The organism is Collinsella sp. CLA-ER-H2 (genome assembly GCF_040092405.1).
Classification (GTDB): domain Bacteria; phylum Actinomycetota; class Coriobacteriia; order Coriobacteriales; family Coriobacteriaceae; genus Collinsella.
Genome location: NZ_JBBNLO010000020.1, coordinates 29,101 through 47,790 on the forward strand (window position 1 = coordinate 29,101; position 18,690 = coordinate 47,790).

At 61.3% G+C, this 18,690-nt stretch carries 10 protein-coding genes; 2 read left to right on the plus strand and 8 right to left on the minus strand.

Annotation, left to right across the window (positions count from 1 at the left end; genetic code table 11):
- The first annotated feature begins 10 nt into the window (after positions 1 to 10).
- Entirely contained in the window at positions 11 to 1,285 is a 1,275-nt protein-coding gene (locus tag AAAX59_RS06915; protein ID WP_349071248.1) for a histidine kinase, read from the plus strand.
- Positions 1,282 to 1,911: a response regulator transcription factor gene (locus AAAX59_RS06920; RefSeq protein WP_349071249.1), complete on the plus strand. Its 630-nt coding sequence runs from the start codon at positions 1,282 to 1,284 to the stop codon at positions 1,909 to 1,911. The genes AAAX59_RS06915 and AAAX59_RS06920 overlap by 4 nt, the downstream gene beginning before the upstream one ends.
- Before the next feature lie 608 nt (positions 1,912 to 2,519).
- Here the strand turns inward: AAAX59_RS06920 and AAAX59_RS06925 are convergent.
- From AAAX59_RS06925 to bilR, 8 genes are all read right to left on the minus strand, one after another.
- Positions 2,520 to 8,738: an FctA domain-containing protein gene (locus tag AAAX59_RS06925; protein ID WP_349071250.1), complete on the minus strand. Its 6,219-nt coding sequence runs from the start codon at positions 8,736 to 8,738 to the stop codon at positions 2,520 to 2,522.
- Positions 8,739 to 9,444: 706 nt separating this feature from the next.
- Complete coding sequence (locus AAAX59_RS06930) at positions 9,445 to 9,786, minus strand: 4Fe-4S dicluster domain-containing protein (protein WP_138113720.1); 342 nt, start codon at positions 9,784 to 9,786, stop codon at positions 9,445 to 9,447.
- Positions 9,787 to 9,793: 7 nt separating this feature from the next.
- Positions 9,794 to 10,882, minus strand: coding sequence for a nickel-dependent hydrogenase large subunit (locus AAAX59_RS06935; protein ID WP_117759794.1), 1,089 nt, complete (start codon positions 10,880 to 10,882; stop codon positions 9,794 to 9,796).
- Between the two features lie 5 nt (positions 10,883 to 10,887).
- Positions 10,888 to 11,604, minus strand: a complete 717-nt coding sequence (locus AAAX59_RS06940) for an NADH-quinone oxidoreductase subunit C (RefSeq protein WP_349071251.1) — start codon at positions 11,602 to 11,604, stop codon at positions 10,888 to 10,890.
- Positions 11,604 to 12,206, minus strand: coding sequence for an NADH-quinone oxidoreductase subunit NuoB (gene nuoB / locus AAAX59_RS06945; protein ID WP_349071252.1), 603 nt, complete (start codon positions 12,204 to 12,206; stop codon positions 11,604 to 11,606). Before nuoB ends, AAAX59_RS06940 begins: the two co-directional genes overlap by 1 nt.
- A gap of 12 nt (positions 12,207 to 12,218) precedes the next feature.
- Positions 12,219 to 15,101 (minus strand): proton-conducting transporter membrane subunit, encoded by a 2,883-nt coding sequence (locus AAAX59_RS06950; RefSeq protein WP_349071253.1) that lies wholly within the window; start codon positions 15,099 to 15,101, stop codon positions 12,219 to 12,221.
- Positions 15,102 to 15,281: 180 nt separating this feature from the next.
- A complete protein-coding gene (locus AAAX59_RS06955; protein WP_349071254.1) occupies positions 15,282 to 15,677 on the minus strand; it encodes a transposase in 396 nt (131 codons plus the stop codon).
- Positions 15,678 to 16,126: 449 nt separating this feature from the next.
- Positions 16,127 to 18,157 carry a bilirubin reductase, long form gene (gene bilR, locus AAAX59_RS06960; protein ID WP_349071255.1) on the minus strand — a complete coding sequence of 677 codons (2,031 nt, stop codon included), beginning with the start codon at positions 18,155 to 18,157 and terminating at the stop codon, positions 16,127 to 16,129.
- Positions 18,158 to 18,690 lie beyond the last annotated feature (533 nt).

An 18,690-nucleotide genomic window follows, 5' to 3' on the forward strand; every position in this document is an offset into this window, starting at 1 on the left:
GCGCGCACCAGTGAGCTTTGTCACGAGTGCGGAGCTTGGCCGTGCGGCCTGCCGACGTCCCCGCTTTGCCGCGTGGGAGGAATGTCACGGTTGCGCAGGCGGTCCCTCCACCACGCGCGGCTTCGCGTACAATACCCGTATGAACAGGCTATTCGACAAATCGATCGTGCTGGCGTGCTGCATCGCAGCCGCCACGGGCCTTGCTGTGGATGCTCGCCTGGTCGCGGTGTTTTGCCTTGGCGTTGTCATCGCCGCGCTGGCCGAGGTCGCGCAGGGAGAACGCGCCCGTCGCGCCAGCGAGGCCGGCAGCTACGCCTACGTCATCGCGGCTGTCTTCGTGCCGCCGTTTGTGCCGTTCGCACCTCTCGCCCTCTATGACATCGCGCGACGCGTGCGCCGTGAACGCATCTGGCCCGCGCTGGGCATTGGCTCCGCCTTTGCCTGCGCACTTGCCACGGACCTTCGCTGCGGCGCGCTCACCACCCGAACGCTGTTGCTAACCGCCATCCTTTCGGTCGCCGCCACGTTGCTGTCGCTGCGCACCGCGCAGCTGGAGCGCGAACAGGAACGCATGCGTCGCACCCGCGACAAGCTGCAAGAACGCGCCCTGGCACTCGAGGCACGCAACCGCGACCTCGCCGACCGCCAGGACTACGAAGTCGAGCTCGCGACGCTCGCCGAACGCGCCCGCATCGCGCGCGAGATCCACGATAATGTGGGCCACCAGCTCACGCGCGCTTCGCTTCAAACCGAAGCCCTGCGCGTGGTCCATGCCAACGAGCCCGGTGTTGCCGCCGATTTCGCCGACGTCAAATACACCGTTGACGAGGCGCTCCAGCTCGTGCGCGCCAGCGTCCACGCGCTCAACGACAATGCGACCAACCTCTCCGTGCAGCTCGAACGCATCGTTGAAGGCGCGCGCTCGGACAGCGGTCCGCAGATTGAGCTTGAGGTTTTGGCCGAGCATGCGCCCGCCAACGTCGCCAACTGCTTTGCGGCGGTGCTGCGCGAGGCGCTGTCCAACGCCATGCGCCACGCCCATGCCAAAACCATTACCGTGCGGTGCATGGAGCATCCGTCGTTTTACCAGCTCATCGTTACCGATGATGGCGCGGACGCGACCCCGGCGAGCAGCAGCAACGTCGCAGAAGGCATGGGGCTCGTCTCCATGCGCGAGCGCGTCGAGGCGCTTGGCGGAACCTTCACCGCCGGCCTGCGCGCCGGCGCCCCCGGCTGGCGCGTGTTTGCCACCGTCCCCAAACAGCAAGGAGATGACGCCCGATGAGGCTCATAGTTGTCGACGACGACCGCTTGGTAGTCGATTCGCTCAAGATTATCCTGGGCGCCCAGCCGCAGATCGAAGTGGTGGGCACCGGAGCCGACGGCAACGACGCGGTGGCACTCTACGCCGAGCACGCGCCCGATATCGCGCTGCTCGATATTCAGATGCCGGGGCGCGACGGCCTTTCGGCCGCGCGCGAGATCCTTGAGCGCGACCCTGCGGCGCGCGTGGTATTTCTGACGACGTTCTCGGATGACGAGTACATTGTGTCGGCGCTCAAGCTGGGCGCCCGCGGCTACCTGATTAAAACCGATGTCGCCGCCATTCCGCCGGCGTTGGCGCAAGTCATGAGCGGCAAGCGCGTGCTCGAGGGTAAGGCGATCGAGGATATCAACTTTGATGGGGCGGGCGTCGAGGCCGGCACGACCCGCCGGCCCGCGGCCTTTGCCGGCCTGACCGACCGCGAGTTCGAAGTCGCCGAGCTTATCGCCCGCGGCCTCGACAACAAGGAGATTGCCGCCACGGCTTATATGGGAGAAGGCACGGTGCGCAACCACATCAGCTCGATCCTGGCCAAAATGGGCCTGCGCAACCGTACGCAAATCGCCATCGCCTACCTGCGAGGGTAATTACCCAACGGCCGACCGCTCCGGCATAGCAAAATGGCTGCCATCGATTTAATGCCATTTCAAAACTAAGCCGGTTTACGGGGCTAAACTCAGGACCCCCATCCATACCCGCGTTTTCTGCAAAATGACGGCTCGTCTACCTGCAGTTTTATTTTCACGAATATCGGCATGGTTGGGGACTCGTGACTCAGCCCCGTAAACCGGCATAGTTTTGTTTGAACGGTCCTGCGCGAACGCACCCACCAGCCGCGTGGGGCCAAAAATGATCCGTTTTCCTCCGTCCCCGGGGGATCATTTGGCGGCGCCAACCACGAAATCGGCCCATCTACTACGTTTGACTCGATACCCCTGACCATGCCTTCGTTTTGAACAAAACCGCAGGCGTTCTACCTGCGGTTTTGTTTTCGCGTTTTTTGGCATGGTTGGGGGTAAGGGGATAAACGTAGTAGATGGGCCGATTTCGTGGCGGCCCTTCCTCCCCTGCGCACAAAAGTGCCGCCACGGAGAGGGGAGACGTCTCCGTGGCGGCTGGGGGTGGGGGGTGGGGCTATGTTCTGGCTCCCCGCCGGCCGCCCGGGGCCTTTTGACCCCGGGCGCTGCCAGCGTGCCTAGCGCTTACGGATACCCCAGACCAGGGCTCCGACGCCAGCCATGGCAATAACAAATGCCATGAGCAGTGCAGCGGCCTGCTGGTCACCCGTGGTGGGCAGGAAACCCTTGACCGTCTTGACGATGTTCGTCACGGTCTTGGGCGTGCCGGGATCGGGCGTCGGCACGGGCGTCTCGGGCTTCTTGTACGTGTTGTTGAACACGATACCCTCGACGCTCTTGTCGCCCTTGGTAAAGGTGACGTTCGCCTTGAGGTTGCCCTCGCCGCCGTCGACCACGTTGACGGTCGCGGTAAAGACGGACTTGTCGTAGGTCATACCGGCCTCGTCGCCCTTGACCTCGCTGATGGTGTAGACGTACGTACCAGGCTCGCTGTACTCGAACTTGTCGAAGCTGACCTTGCCGTCGGCATCGTTGGTGACGGTGGACTCGACGTCCTCACCAGCGAGCTTAAAGCTAAACTCGTCCTTCTTGAGCTCGCGTCCCTCGAGCACCTTGATCGCGCCGATGGAGACCTGCGTGGGCACGGCGTGATACTTGTTGGTAAAGCCAGCGGACTCGGTGGTTCCCTCGAGCTTGTGCGTCGCGGTCAGCGTGCCGTCGCCGTTGTCGGAGACGGTGGTCACGACGGTGTAGGTCGTGCCGTCATAGGTAACGCCCTTGTACAGGCCGAGCGCGTTGGGGCAAGCCTCGCGCAGCGTGTACGTGTGCGTGCCGGGCGCCTCGTAGCGGATCGGGCTCAGCGTAACGTTGCCGCTGGCGTCGTTGGTGCCACTAGCGACAGTCACGCCGTCCTCGAGCAGATCAAACGTGAACTCGCCAGCTGCAAGGTCGCGTCCGGTCAGACGCTTGACCGTCTTGACCTGATCGGTCACGGACGAATCGGTAGGCGTCACGCTGTAGGTGTTGGTGAACGTGAAGGCCGCACCGTCGTCGCCATTGCGCACGACACTCAGGTGTCCGGCACCGTCATCGGTCACGGTGTAGGAAACCTTGCGCGTGGCGTTGACGTCGTTGGTCACGCCAGAGGCGCTACCGGACTCGGTCACCGTGTAGGTAAAGGTGTGCGAGCGCGGGGCGGTGGGGGCTGCGGGCTCGGACTCGTCGCTGGGCTCGTCGGCGTTGACATCAGCGTCGGCGTCGGCCTCTTCAGCCTCTGCCTCGTCGGCCTCAGCCTCGTCAGCTTCGTCTGCCTCGGCCTTATCGGTCGCATCGTCCGTCACGCCCAGGGCGCGGTTGAGGTCCTCGAGCGTAAAGTGGATCTTGCCAAAGTCCACGTTGCCGGCCGCGTCGTTGGTTGCGGTCGTGCGCTCGGGCATCGGGGCACCCGCCTCGTCAGCGGTCACGGTAAAGGTAAACTTACCCGCGATGTCGGCCGGGGTCAGGCCCTCAGCTGCCTGGAGCTTCTTGGTGCCAGCGAGCGCGGCATCAGCGGCATCGGCGCCGTAGACGTTCTCGAACAAGGGCTGAATGCCGTCGTAGGCGGGCGTCGCCGTCAGAGTCCCGTCACCGTTGTCGACGACGATGACCTTAAAGCTAAAGCTCGGCTTTGCGGCGGTAATGCCCTTTGCTGCGAGCGGAGACGTGTACTCGAAGGCCGTGTAGTTGATGGTCCATGCAAGCTTGGCATCCGTGTCGGTACGGATGGCGCGGTTGGCGTTTACCAGGTCGGCGAGCATCTCGGTCGTGTAATGCAGAGCACCAAAACTCACTTGGCCGTTAACGTTGGTAACGCACGTGCCCTCGATGGCTTCCGTCTCGCCCGCATAGGCGATGCCAAAGTAGAACTCGCCGTCGACCATCGGGCGACCGGTCAGGGTCTTGGTGGCAACGATCTGAGCAACGTCACCACCGTGCGCATCGGTCGATGCGCTATAGCTGTTTTTGAACGGGACCAGAGCGCTCTCAACCTTGTTCTCGCCGCTCTTGTGGATCGTCTCGTGCGTGCCCTCGGGACCGCCGGAGACGGTCGTCGTAGCGGTAATCGTACCGGCACCATCGTCGGTGACAGCGATCGTCACGGTACGGACAGCATCGTCGTAGGTGTAACCGGGCTTGTGGTCGTTCGTCTCGGCCACGGTGTATTTGAAGGTCTTGCCGGCGTCAGCCTGCGTAAACTTGACCTCCTTGCCGGCCAGAATGTCGATCAGGCCGACGGTTCCCTCTGTCGCTGCAGGGGACTTGTACACGTTGGCACCCTCGTGCAGGCCGAGCGCGTTGGCAGAAGCCGCGTCAGCGGGCGTCACGGTAAAGGTGAACTGGCCCTCGGTCATGGGACGTCCGGAGAGGGCCTTGCTAAGCTTAAGGCCGCCGGCCGCGGCGTAATCGAGCTCAGTGCGGTACGTGTTGGTGAAGCGGCCGCTTTCCTTCTTGGTGACGTTGGCGGTCAGCTTGCCCTCGCCGTTCTCGGTCACGGTCACTTCGGCGGTCGCGACATGTCCGTCATACGTCATGCCTGCCGCATTGCCCGCGTTCTCGCGGATCTCATACTTGTAGGTTCCGGCAGCCGTGTAGCGTATCTCGCCGAAGTTGATGGCGGCGATGCCGTCCTTCGCGTCCTTCTTGCTCACGGTCACGGTTGCGGGGTCGGGCAGCGGGGCGTCCGTACCCTCGGCTGCGCTGATGGTAAAGCTGAACTTATCGGCGTCCGTCCAGTCGCGGCCATCGATAGCCTTGCTCAGACCAAAGTCGAGCTCGGTCTTGAGCGGAGTCACGCTGTAGGTGTTCTCGAAGATCGCAGCCTCGGCATTCTTCAGAACATGCTGGGCACTGAGCGTGCCGTCGCCGTTATCGGTGATGGTCGTCTCGATGGCGAACTTGGCGTCACTGTAGGTAATGCCCTTGCTAGTGGTTCCACCGTTGACCTCGCACAGCGTGTAGATGTGGGTGCCGGGCTTGTCGTACTTCACGGCGCTCATCGTGATCGTACCGTCGGCGGCGTTGGTGCCGGTGGCGACGACCTTGGCGTCCCTGCCCTCGCCCTCGACGAGCTCGAAGGAGAACTCGCCCTCAGCCATGTCGCGGCCGGTCAGGACCTTGGTCGCGGCGATCTTGTCGGTGACGCTGAACTCGTCAGGATTCGGCTTGTAGCTGTTGTTGAACTTCGCCTCGTCGTCGCCCTTCAGGACATGCTTCGCCTCGAGCGTGCCGTCGCCCTTGTCGGTGATGGTCGTCTCAATGGTGTAGGTCTTGCCGTCGTAGGTGATGCCGTTGTTGGCGTCGCCCGGGACCTCGCGCAGCGTGTAGGTGTGATTGCCGGCAGCGGTGTACTCGATGGGGCTCATCTTGATCTTGCCGCGGGCGTCGTTCTTGCCGGTGGCGACAACATCGTTGCCCTCGACGAGCTCGAAGGAGAACTCGCCTTCCTTGAGATCGCGCCCGGTCAGGGTCTTGGTCGCGGTGATCTGGTCGGTGACGCTGGACTTATTCGGGGCAGTGTTGTACTTGTTCTCAAAGCGTGCCGGCTTGGTGCCCTCGAGCGTATGGGTCACCTTAAGCGTGCCGTCGCCGTTGTCGATGACGCTCGTCTTGATGGTGTAGCTCGTCTTATCGTACGTGATCCCGTTGCTCAGCCCCGCCTCGTTGGGGAGCTTCTCGCGCAGCGTGTAGGTGTGAGTGCCGGGCTTATCGTAAGTGATTTTGTCCATGACGATCTTGCCGTCGGCATCGTTCTTGCCGGTGACGACGACATCGTTACCCTCGACGAGCTCGAAGGAGAACTCGCCGTCCCTGAGGTCGCGCCCGGTCAGGACCTTGGTCGCGGTGATCTGGTCCTCGACAGGCTTCACGCTATAGGTGTTCTTGAACTCGGTCTCGCCCGAGATCTTTTCAACATCAGCCTTAAGCCCACCCGTGGCCTTAACCGCCACGGTCACCTTGAACGTGGCAACGTTCTCGCTGTAGGTGATGCCACCGGCGCCGCCCTTGACCTCGCGGACCTCATAGGTGTACTCGCCCGGCTTGTTGTAGGTGATCTCGCCGAAGTCGATAGCTGCCTTGCCCTTGTCTAGGTCAGCCTTGTGCACGATCGCGGTCGCGGGTGCGGGCATCGGGGCGTCATTCTCGGACGTCGCGGAGAGCTCAAACTTAAACTCGTCCGTATCCGTCCAATCACGACCCTCAAGCACCTTGGTCAGGCCAAAGCTCGTCTTGGTATCCACCGTTGCCGGCGTCATATCAAAGCTGATCTTGCCGTTATTGCCCAGGTGAACGTCAACCTCCGTGGCGTTGTTGTTCCACTTGGGGTTGAGCACGTCGGCCGCGGTGCGGGTGGGGTTGTCACCGCCCACACGCTCCTTGGTGATATGCAATTCGTCAATAAAGGCCAGGCGCGCGGTTCCCTTGCTAAACGACAGGTTTCCGTTCGCGTCGCGCACGAAGGCGTCCTCAGAGCTCGCGGCGTCTCCGCCTTTAAACTTGATAACAGCGGTACGGGATTCGGCCTTACCGCCTGCACCCAGCGCCTCGAACTCATCCTTGTAGTAATAGATGCCCTCGGCAGCCAGCGAGCCCGTCGCAGGCGTTGTGCAGTTCTTATCCACATAAATGGGAGTCTGCTTCTGGAAATAGTAATAACGGTTGGAATCGGCGGGCTCAAAGTTCGCAATCGTATCGCCCAGCGTACCGCCATTCCACTTGTTCGCGTAGAAGTTAACAGTCTTGGAGCCGTTCTCCGCGGTGATCGTATTGCTCTTGATGTAGTCCTTAAGCCCCACTACCTGCTCGGGTGTAAACAGGTTATCGAGCGCGTCTTTCTTAACACTCGAGGTGTAGTTCACCTGGATGGGCTCAGTATCGTCGACCGTAAGAACGCCATCGGTAATCTTAAAGTGGCGCAGCGGAATCAGCGACGCGGGAATCTTGACCGTTACGATATCGCCGGTCTGGGGCTCGCCCTTTCCGGCATGCTGAACGGTGATAACCAAGTTCGCGGCGGCACCAGTAAATGTATAGGTATCGACATTGCCCTCGGCCTTCATTGCCGGGCCAGTAAACGTCTCGCCGTTGTACACGACAGACGTAAAGTTGTCGACCTGCATAAAGTCGCCCAGCTCGTCAGTAAACGTAATATAGCCAGACTTATGCTCGCCATAACCGCCGTGAACTTCGGTCGGGTAACCGGCTTGGATAATGCTTCCCGAGATCTCTTCGAAGATTTTCTCGAGCTCAGAAGCGCTGGTTGCCGACTTGTAGTAATTGGCGTTTTCTGCGCGCGCACCAAAGTTGATGGTCCATTCGTCCCAGACAGAAATGCTGGATGAGGCGGCAGGATAGTTGCTCGACACGGCATGCATGAACTTATTCTCTTTGCTTGTGCCATCAGCCGTGGGGATGGCACTGGGGTTTACGCCGCTAAAGATACCGATCGTATAAATGTCGGCACCTTTATCCTTGATCTTCTTGGCGCTGTTGATAGCGTCATTGGCAACCTCGTTCTCGAATTCGTCCCAACTCGTGGGCGAGCCATCGGTGAAGAAGACGACGACCTTCTTGGCGTCGGCGCGATCAGACGAAATGCCCTCAGCCAGTTGTAAGCCGTAATCGGCTCGCGTGGCGCCAGCGGGACTGATGGAGTCGATCGTACTCTTAAGGCTCTCCGCGTCCTCGCCCTTGCAGAGCGTCAGCTTCTTCATGGTCTGCGAATAGTTGTAGCCGTATCTATCCTTACCGTTGCCGACATCAGTGGACTTTGTGCCCGCGAACTTAACGATGGCGACCTTGTGCTGCTTGGACTCATCTGCAATACCTTGGTTTTGCGTGGCGATGGTGTCAATAAAGCTATTGGCGGCCTTCTTCAGCGCATCAATACGCTTGGTTCCGTCGTTTCCGCTCATGTCATCCTTCATCGAGCCAGAAGCATCCAACACCAGCACGATGTCGAGCGGCTTGCCGGAGACCGTCGTATCGGATGTCGAAGAGATAGCAGACAGCGTGGTCAGGAAATCAGAATCCCCGTTCTCGACTGCCTTGACCGTCTTATCGGTCCAGATTCGGCCGACGTTTTGAGTTGTTACTTCCTTGCCGTCATAGCCGCCGGCCCAGAACTTCCAGTAGTTGCTGGTATCGCGGTCGACGACCGTTTTTCCGGTCATGGCCGGTCCGTCCATTCCTGTGCTGGACCTGGCGTTGGCCTCGGGCAGCATGGCAAATGCTGCAGCCGGCAACACAAGCACTACGGCAAGTATCACCGCCAAGAGACCCCTCGTGTACTTACTCATCGCGTCTCCCTTCTCGCGGTCTCAGACCTTGCAACAGCCTAAAGTTACGAAATGAGACACAATTTGGGCAGGTGACACATGTTCCAGATTCTGTTTTGGGCGTGAGACAAATGTCTCACCAAAGTTGAGACACGGCGTTTTCGCAGGAAAACGGGTGCAACTCGGAGCCATCAGGCCAAAATGACCCGTTTTCCTCCGTCCCCGGGGAATCAATTGGTGGCGCTCGCCACAAAACTGGCCCATCTACTACGTTTGACCCGATACCCCCGACCATACCCGCGTTTCATGAAAAATCGCAGGCGTTTTACCTGCGGTTTTTATTTCACATTACTTGCCATGGTTGAGGGTAGCGGCCTAAACGTAGTAGATGGGCCCATTTCGTGGTAGACGGGTCACGCGGCAGCCCTCGCAAGGCCAAAATAATCCGTTTCCCTCTGTCCACGGGAGATCAAGGGATGCTACGGATATGGTGGTATTTCAAAACTATGCCGGATTACGGGGCTAAAGCCGAGGCCCTCATCCATACCTTCATTTTTTGAAAAACGTCAGGCTATCTACCTGCGGTTTTGTTTTTGCGATTTTCTGTATGGTCGGAGGTTCGCTATCCAGCCCCGTAATCCGGCATGGTTTTGTTCGCGGCGGCCCAACCGCGCGTTCACGCGCGGGGCCGGTGGGGCATTTTTGCCCCACCGGCCCCATCCCAGCGCTATTCCGGCTTGGTTTCTACCGTGGGGGTCTTGTCCGCCGCGACTGGAGTGCGCGCGGTGTCCATAGTCAGGCAGTGCTTGGGGCAGCTTTCGATGCACTCGCCGCACACCACGCAGGCATACGGGTCGATCGACCACGTTCCGCCCTTGCGATCGACCGCAAGCGCGCCCGCCGGGCAGCGACGCGCGCACATGCCGCAGCAGATACACACATCCATGTCGTTGACGATGTGCCCGCGCAGGCGCTCGGGCGCCGTCAGCTTCTCCTGCGGATAGCGCACCGTGACCGGCTGTTTGACCATGGAACCCAAGGCCGTCTTGGCAAATGTCAGCAAACTCATGCCGTGCCTACCTTTCCGTGCAGCTAATGCAGGGGTCGATGGTCAGGATAATCATGGGCACGTTGGCAAGGAGCACGCCCTGCAGCGCATGTGTCAGACCCGCCAGGTTCTGCGACGTCGGCGTGCGTACGCGGAAACGGTCCAAGTTCTTGGTGCCGTTGCCGCGCACATAGTAATACGCCTCGCCGCGCGGCTGCTCAATCACAACCTCTCCGCGTGCGCCGTCGGCCGGCGTGAGCTTGGTGCGCCCGCCGATCCCGTCGTGCGGAATCTTGCCCACTAGCTCCTTGATGATGTCCATAGCCTGCGTGACCTCGGCGCAACGCACCTGACAGCGGGCATAGCAGTCGCCATCGGTAGCGACAATTGGCTCAAACGCAGCCAGATCCGCATAGGCGCCGTCGCCAAACATGCGCACGTCATAGTCCACGCCCGAGGCGCGCCCAAACGGGCCGACCATCGAAAGCTCCAGCGCGTCCTTCTTGCTGATCACGCCCACGCCATGCAGACGCTCGCCGCAGCTGTCGTCGTCCAAAAACGTATGCACCAGGGCCTCGTAGTCGGGACGCATGGCATCGAGTGTCTGGACAATGCCCGCCAGCTCGGAGTCCTCGATATCGTGCTTAAGGCCGCCGATCTCGTTAATCGACAGAATCACGCGCCCGCCGCACGTGCTCTCAAAGATCTTGAGAATCTGCTCGCGCAGGGTCCACGACCGATAGAACAGCGCCTCAAAACCAAAGGCGTCGGCGAGCAGGCCCAGCCACAGCAGATGCGAGTGGATGCGCGAAAGCTCGTGCAGAATGGTGCGAATATACTGCACGCGGCCGGGCACCTCGATGTCGAGCATGCGCTCGCAGGCGCTGGCATAGCCGCAGCTGTGACCCACGGCGCAAATGCCGCAGATGCGCTCGGCGATGTAGCCAAACTGATGCATGTCGCGCTTTTCGGTGAGCTTCTCGAGCCCGCGGTGCACAAAGCCGATCTGTGGAATTGCCTCGATGACGCGATCGTCCTCGATCACCAGGTCTAGATGAAGCGGTTCGGGCAGCACCGGGTGCTGCGGGCCAAACGGAATAACGGAACGATGTGCCATGGACCTTACGCCTCCTCTTTCTGCTTGTCGCGAGCGGCCTTGGCGGCAAGCGCCGCGCGGACCTTGGCCGCTTTCTCGGGATCCATGGCGGCGAGCTTTGCCTCCATCTCGGCGGCCTTGAGCGCGGCCTTCGCAGCAGCCTCATCGTGCTGAGTATCGGAGCCGGCAGCCGCAGCGGGCTGAGCAGCGGCGCCCGCGGCATCGCCGGCGCCCGCAACGCCCTCCCCTGCAGCAGCCGCAGCCGCGGCGGCCTTCTCGGCCGCGGCCTTGCGCGCCTTGGCCTCGGCAGCCGCGCGGACCTTCATGGCCTTCTCGCGCGCGGCCTTCACCTCGGGCGTGATAACGCTCATGGGCTCGGCAGTCGAGACCTGGTAGAAAAAGCCCTTAAAGTCGATCTGCATGTCGGTGATGGCAAGCCCAAACAGATCGTGCGCTTCATTTTCAAACGGGAACACCGCGGGGTAATACGAGCTGATGGACGGAATCTCCTGGTACTGGTCGATGCCCTCAACCACCAGGTTCTCGATTGCACAGCTGCCGTCCTGCGCAATATGCTCCTGAGCAGCATGAACGTTGATAAATGTATAGACCAAGCGATACGAACCGTCGTCGACGTTGCGCTCGGCGTGCATCTGCACAAAGCGGGCACCGGCGCCCTTGAGCGCCTGGACATGCGACAGGAGCTCATCGATCCCGACGGTGGTATAGATTGCCTCTTGCATTACTCGGCCTCCTTTACAGCGGCGGGCGTGGCGGACTTCCCGGCAGACACATCGGCCTCTCCACCGTCACCGGCACCGTCAGTCCCGGCCCCCGCGGCCACAAACCCGTCCTCGCCCAGCTCAACGCCACCGTCCCAGGTGGCGGCGCCGCCCACGGTGAGCGGATCGCCGCCGGCGCGCATCACGGCCTCTTTCTGGTCCAGAATGCCGCACGCCTCCACGATGGCATCGATCACGGTCTCGGGACGAATGGCGCACCCGGGCGCGTACACGTCCACGGGAATCGCGCGGTCCACGCCGCCGATCACGTTGTAGGCATCGCGAAACACGCCGCCCGAGCACGCGCAAATGCCGCACGCCACCACGCACTTGGGCTCGAGCATCTGGCTGTAGATCTGGCGCACGACGGGCAGATTCTGCGCGTTGACCGAGCCCGTCACCAAAAAGATATCCGCATGCTTGGGGTTGCCAGTGTTGACCACGCCAAAGCGCTCCGCATCAAACAGCGGCGTGAGCGAGGCCAGCACCTCGATATCGCATCCGTTGCAGCTCGAGCCGTCGTAATGAATAACCCACGGCGAGCGCGACATTTTATGATCCATGGATGCCGCCTCCTAAATAAATACGTCGACGAGGATGGGCATGAGGTTGAGCAGGCCAAACACCAGCGCCACACCCCAGCCGAGCTTAAAGCAGCTGCGCCAGGTGCTGCGGGCAAAGGTGTTGTCGATCAGCACCTCGACAAAATACGTCGCGACCATCACGACCAGGGCTACCACCCAGCTCACCGGGTTGTCCCAAACAAAGAACATGCCCACCCACATCATGAACAGCACGGTCTCGCACCAGTGCATAAGGGTCATCTTTGCCAGCGTGCCGCCGCTCATCTCGGTGGCGACACCCTGGACGATCTCCTGATGCGCGTGATGCGAGTACGAAAGGTCGAAGGGCGACTTGCGCAGTTTGATGGTGAGTACCGCAAGCAGCGCCAGGAAAATGGGCGCGCTGTACAGGATGATGGGCGCCGCCTGCCCGGTCACGGCGATGGAATCGAAGCTGTCGGTGGCGAGGTACAGGCCCACGCTCATCAGCAAAACGGCGGGCTCGTAGCTCATAACCTGCAGCAGCTCGCGGTCGGCGCCGACCTGCGCAAACGGGCTTTGCGTCGAGGCGGACGCCAGCACCACAAAGATCGCGGCGAGCGTAACCATAAAGGCACACAGCAGCGTGTTGGAGCCCGACACAAAGATGCCGCCGCCCACCACGGTAAAGATGAGCGCGCATGCCATGTAGGTGTCGTCCATGGTATTTACGCTGGCAGGAGCCTTGCGCAGCAGCTTGGCAACGTCGTAGAAAGGCTGCATCAGGCGCGGGCCCACGCGGCCCTGCATGCGGGCCGAGAGCTTACGGTCAAGGCCGTCAATCAGGCCGCCCACAAGCGGCGCGATCAGGGCAAACGCCACGGTGCCAATAAAAATGCCCACGACGCCCGAGCCTTCGAAATACTTACCGCGCAGCACCGAGGGCGCGCTCATGGCAAGCCGCTCGGGTCCAATCCACGCGCAGCACAGCAGTGCAAACAGAATGATGGCGCAGCACACGACGCTGCCCGCGGGGCCAAGGCGCTTTTCGCCGAGAGCATCCTCCAGGTACCAGTTGCGCTTTTCGGCCTTTACCTCGTGGCCCATCGAGCCGCGGAAATGACGGTAGTTCTCGGTCCCAACGCCCGAAAGGTACACGTTGACGTGCGGCTTGTTGCTCACGCGGAACGAAGTCAGCAGCACCACGGCGATAAACGCCACGATGACCACCATTAGATACATGGCGTCCTTGCCGATGACGTGCGGCACGCGGCCAAACACCATGGCCAAGTAAGGCGACACCAGGCCGCTCGAAATAATCGGGAACGCCACGCAGCACAGCACCAGCAGCGCGGCGATGGTGTTGAGCGCCGCCCACTCGGTCTTGTGGACATTGACCTCAACGTTTTGAGCCGTGGGGTCGACGCCCGAAAGCTTGGCGAGCCACTTGCCCCAGAAGAAGAACGTCGCAGCCGAGCCAAAGGCCAGCACCATGATCATGAGCACGTTGCCGGTCTGCGCAAACGCCACCAGGGCACCCCACTTGGACACGAGCATGCCAAACGGCGCCACAAACATGCCCATGATGCCCAGCATCATCAGGCGCGTCAGGTGCGGCATGCGGCTGAACATGCCGTCCATGTCCTCGATGTTGCGGCTGCCAATATGGTGCTCGGCGGTGCCCACGCACAGGAACAGCAGCGACTTGGCAACCGTGTGGAACAGGATTAGGAAGATGGCGGCCCATACTGCCTCGGGCGCGCCAACGCCCAGGCAGGCACTGATGAGACCCAGGTTGGAGATGGTGGAATACGCGAGCACGCGTTTGGCGTTGCTCTGCGAGATGGCCATGAGGGCGGCCAGCAAAAACGTGATGGCGCCCACGCTGGTGACCATAAAGCCCGTCACGGGATAGGTGGCATAGAGCGGGCTGAGCTTGACCATCAGGAACACGCCGGCCTTGACCATGGTGGACGAGTGCAGTAGGGCGCTCGTGGGAGTGGGGGCGACCATAGCACCGAGCAGCCAGGTATGGAACGGCATCTGCGCGGCCTTGGTAAGGGCGGCGAGCGACAGCAGGACGACCGGCATCACCAGCAGCGCGGACCGCGCGGTGCCGGCCTCGGCAAGTCTGATCATGCCGGTGATGGTCATCGGCATGCCGTTAACGTGCAGGTACATGAGCCCCGCCAAAAACGCGATGCCACCCAGCATGTTGAGGATGATCTGGGTGAAGGCGTTTTTGATGGCCTCGGGCGTGCGCGTGTAGCCAATCATGAGGAACGAGCACACGGTGGTGATTTCCCAACCGCAGAACAGCCACTCCAGGTTGTCGCTCGTCACGATGACGAACATGGCCGAGAGGAACAGGAACATAAGCGCCAGGAACTGCGGGCGACGGTCGGGCGCGGTCCGCCCGCGCAGCGCGGCCTCGTGCTCGTCGTGGGCTTGGAAGTCCTTCATGTAGCCCAGGGCGTACACGCAGATCAGGCTGCCGACGATGCCGACGGCAAGCACCATGATCACGCTCATGTAGTCCAGGTAAAGCGGCGTGGCGGTGACGACCACGGCCGCGGGCAGCGTCATGGCTGCGAAGGCAACCGAACCCACCAGCTGCACCACGCCAAGCACCGTGGTGAGCGTGCTCTTATATTTACGCGCGTTGTACAGGATGACGGCGCACAGGATCACGTCGATGACGGAGCTGATGATCGAGAGCACATGCGAGGTGCCGGGGGCAACCTCGAAGCTCTGCGGGCCCGTGCCAAAAAACATGACGGCGACTACAACTGTCACCGCCATGATAATGCCGGAGCCTATGAGTCCCACCGCATCGCGGGCGCGGTCACCGCGCGCGAGCAGCATGCCCAGCGCCGGTACCAGCGGAAACAGGGTAAGGAAATACAGTAGCGTCATACCATCACTCCCCCATGCAAAAACGCTGCAATTGTTTAACGTTATAGCTCAATTGATGAGTAGCGGCGGCGGGTTTTCGGTCAACTGGGGAGTTTTAGGCGTACGGGGCAAGGGCACGTCCGCTTTGGAGCAGAGAGGCGGCAAGAAAAATGCGCCCCTGTGGGCGCACCATCCCGTTTGCTATTTCGCCTTTTTAACGCGCGGCTTGCGACCGCCCGGCTTATCGACCAGTGCGGACTCACCGCTCTCGCGGTACTGACGGCACCAAGCCTTGACCGAAGACTCGCTGGGAATCTTGTGCTTGATCATGGCCTCGCGAACCGTTAAGCCGTTTTCCAAGCGGTCCTTGACCACGGCGAGCTTAACTTCGTACGAATAGGTGTGATGATGCGAACCGGCGTTGAGAACGGCGTCGGCACCGCCCACAGCATACGCGCGGGCCCACTGACGAGCTGTGGCCTGGGGAATGCCAAGCTCCGCGGCGAGGGCGCGATGGCCGACCCCCTCTTGGAGGATCTCGACGGCGCGCTGCCTAACCTCGGGCGCATGCGTGCGAGTCCTAGTTGCTTCCGACATACCTGCCACTTCTTAGCCTTAACCGTTAATCTGCTTTCTTACGTGCAAGTTAGATAGTAGCATTTTACTGTTTGCCCAAAGCAGTTAATTAAAATAGACGCGGCGTTATCTGGGCATTTGGCACCAAATTACGACATTTCTTTATCGATTATTTACGCTGGTAGCTGACTCGCAGCTAATCGTCATTCGCTTGTCAACAAAATTGACATCTCTTTATGTCCTTTGGTATAGAGGATATAGTTATTAACCCCTCCCACAATAATTTTGAGTGATCTGCAAGGCAGTAGACGTCCTCACTCCTCATGATTACCGCGCATTGCCATCCACTGGAGCAAAACAAAAAGGGCGGGACCTGCTGCGCTTGCAGGCCCCGCACCGGTTGACACCCGACGGGACACAGCCGGGCGAGACGGATCCGTGCTACCGCCCCGCCTGGCCGCGATGTCCAACTACAGCTCGTTGGCCGCGTGATACGCCGTGCGAATGGCGCTCGCAATGTCGGCGGTGCGCTCGCCCGAGCAGTCGCCCACGCAGGTCACGGGCACCGTCACGCCATCCAGGTCAAACGCGTTGGCCTTGGAGCCCACGGCCATCACCACGTAATCGCAGGCGATCTTCACCGGCTCCTCGGCGCCGTCCTCGGCGGTACGAACGGCCTCCACGCCCTCGTCAGTAATGGCGGTCAGGCGGGTCTTCACGTGCTGCTCCACGTTGTGCTCGGCAAAGTCGCTCATAATCAGCGGCAGAATGGTCTCAGACTCGCCCGCGGCAATCTTGTCGAGCATCTCCACGATCGCCACCTCGCAGCCGTGCTGCAGCAGATACTCGGCAGTCTCGGTGCCCACCAGGCCACCGCCAATGACGGCGACGCGGCCGCTGAGCTCCACCTTGCCGGCCAGCACGTCCCAGCTCGAGACGACCTTGTCCGAGTCGGCACCCGGAACGGGGATGACCACGTCGTGCGCGCCCACGGCCACAATCGCGGCGTCGGCGGCGTTGAGGTCCGCGGGGCTAGCGACGTGGTTGAGCTCAACCTTCACGCCCAGGCCAGGCAGAATCTTCTCGTAATACTCGACCGAGCGCATGGTCTCGTCCTTGCGCGGGGGCGCGGCCGCCAGCACAATCTGGCCGCCCAGATGATCGCTCGCCTCGTAGACGGTCACGTTGTAGCCGCGCTTGGCTGCCACGCGCGCGGCCTCCAGGCCGGCAATACCGCCGCCCACCACGGCGATCTTCTTGTCGCCCTCGCCCGGCTTGATGGCGATGGTCGCCTCGTCGCCGTTCTCGGCATTGAGCACGCACGAGATGTACTTGCGGTTTTGAATCGCGTCGACGCAGCCCTTGTTGCAGTTGAGGCACTCGCGGATGGGCTCACCCGTGGCGGCCTTCAGCGCAATGTCGGGGTCGCACATGAGCGAGCGGCCATAGGCGATGATGTCGGCGGCGCCGTCTTCCAGAATCTTCTCGCCGGCCTCGACCGAAACCACGCGGCCGACGGTTGCCACCGGCACGGAGACCAGGGCCTTGACGCGCTCGGCCACGGGCAGCGTCCAGTTGTAGGGCATGGCGCCCATGGGCGGAATGGTGTCGCCCATGTTGCCGGTATGGTTGGCCTGCGCGACCTGGATCATGTCGATGCCCGCGCCCTCGAGCAGCTTGGCGAACTCGCAGGCCTCGTCGGGTTGCAGGCCGCCCTTGCCGCGCGGCGTGCCGTCGGGGTTCTCCATGATCACGGGGAGCTTGTACTCCACCATCAGCTGCGGCGCGGCCTCCTTAATGGCAGCGACGACCTCCAGCGCGTAGCGAACGCGGTTCTCGAACGAACCACCGTACTCGTCGGTGCGCTGGTTGAGGATCGCGGAGCACAGCGAACCCACCAAGCGGTCGCCGTGAACCTCGATGGCGTCGATGCCGGCCTGCCGCGCACGGGCGGCCGAGGCAGCGATGGCCTCCTTGATCTGGGTGAGTTGCTCTACGCTCGCCTCGTTCACAAAGTGCTGCATGTCGTGATGCAGCTTGGCGTAGGCCTGGTTGCGGATCTCGTTGGACTCGGCCATCTTGGCGGCAAAGGTCTCCTCGTCGCCGGCGGCCTTGGCCTCCTGCGCGGCCTTGGCGGCAGCCATGGAGCCCATGACCATGCGGCCGACACCGGGCACATCGTACTCGGGGTGGAACAGCTGCAGCGCGACCTTGGCGCCGTGCTTGTGGACGGCATCGGCCAGCGCCTTAAACGTGGGGATCTGGGCGTCGGTTGCCAGCTTGGGCGTGGGGCTTGCGGTCATGACGGGAGCGACGTCGCCGATGACGATGTAGCTCACGCCGCCACGGGCCAAGCGCTCGTAAAAAGCCAGGCTGCGCTCGCCGATGGAACCGTCACGCTCCTCGTAGCCGGTGGTCAGCGGCGGAAACATAATGCGGTTCTTGAGCTCAAGGGGGCCAACCGTAATGGGCTGGAGCAGCTTGGATGCAGGTGTGGTCATGGACATTCCTCTCTTGTAGGCGCGGCGGCGATGATGCCGCGTAGTTATCTAGAGGATATGGCATGGGAATACAGCAGCGCAACGGAAATCGGCGGACAGCAGGTAGCGGCAGGTGGATGGGGCAGGGCGGCCCGTCGGCTTGTCTCGATCTGTAACAGTAAGACCCTATTTTGCCGAGCAACTGTTACAGATTGAGACAAACCAATCTAGCCTGCCGAAAGATCTAGATCTGTAACAGTTACTCAGTAAAAACCGTCCCTCGTGTTACAGATTTAGACAAACGAAGACCGTCCTGCCGAAACATCTCAATCTGTAACACCTAGCCGTCCAAATCGGGTCTAGATGTTACAGATCGAGATTTTGTTTGAGAGGCTGAGAATTGGACCGAAAAACACGGTCCCGGAATAATCAAAACCACCCCTAAAAGGGGTGGTTTGCTCTTAGGGTATAACCCTTGGATTTCCGGCACGCGTCTAAAGGCGCCGGCCCTCACGGGGTTCGGGCCGCACTGCAGGTTGACCCGTGACGGGCCG

Bases quoted from the DNA above. Each gene is read 5' to 3' on its own strand.
- bilR (WP_349071255.1), bottom strand. From the start codon at position 18,157: ATGACCACACCTGCATCCAAGCTGCTCCAGCCCATTACGGTTGGCCCC.
- AAAX59_RS06935 (WP_117759794.1), bottom strand. From the start codon at position 10,882: ATGGCACATCGTTCCGTTATTCCGTTTGGCCCGCAGCACCCGGTGCTG.
- nuoB (WP_349071252.1), bottom strand. From the start codon at position 12,206: ATGGATCATAAAATGTCGCGCTCGCCGTGGGTTATTCATTACGACGGC.
- AAAX59_RS06925 (WP_349071250.1), bottom strand. From the start codon at position 8,738: ATGAGTAAGTACACGAGGGGTCTCTTGGCGGTGATACTTGCCGTAGTG.
- AAAX59_RS06920 (WP_349071249.1), top strand. From the start codon at position 1,282: ATGAGGCTCATAGTTGTCGACGACGACCGCTTGGTAGTCGATTCGCTC.
- AAAX59_RS06955 (WP_349071254.1), bottom strand. From the start codon at position 15,677: ATGTCGGAAGCAACTAGGACTCGCACGCATGCGCCCGAGGTTAGGCAG.
- AAAX59_RS06940 (WP_349071251.1), bottom strand. From the start codon at position 11,604: ATGCAAGAGGCAATCTATACCACCGTCGGGATCGATGAGCTCCTGTCG.
- AAAX59_RS06950 (WP_349071253.1), bottom strand. From the start codon at position 15,101: ATGACGCTACTGTATTTCCTTACCCTGTTTCCGCTGGTACCGGCGCTG.
- AAAX59_RS06930 (WP_138113720.1), bottom strand. From the start codon at position 9,786: ATGAGTTTGCTGACATTTGCCAAGACGGCCTTGGGTTCCATGGTCAAA.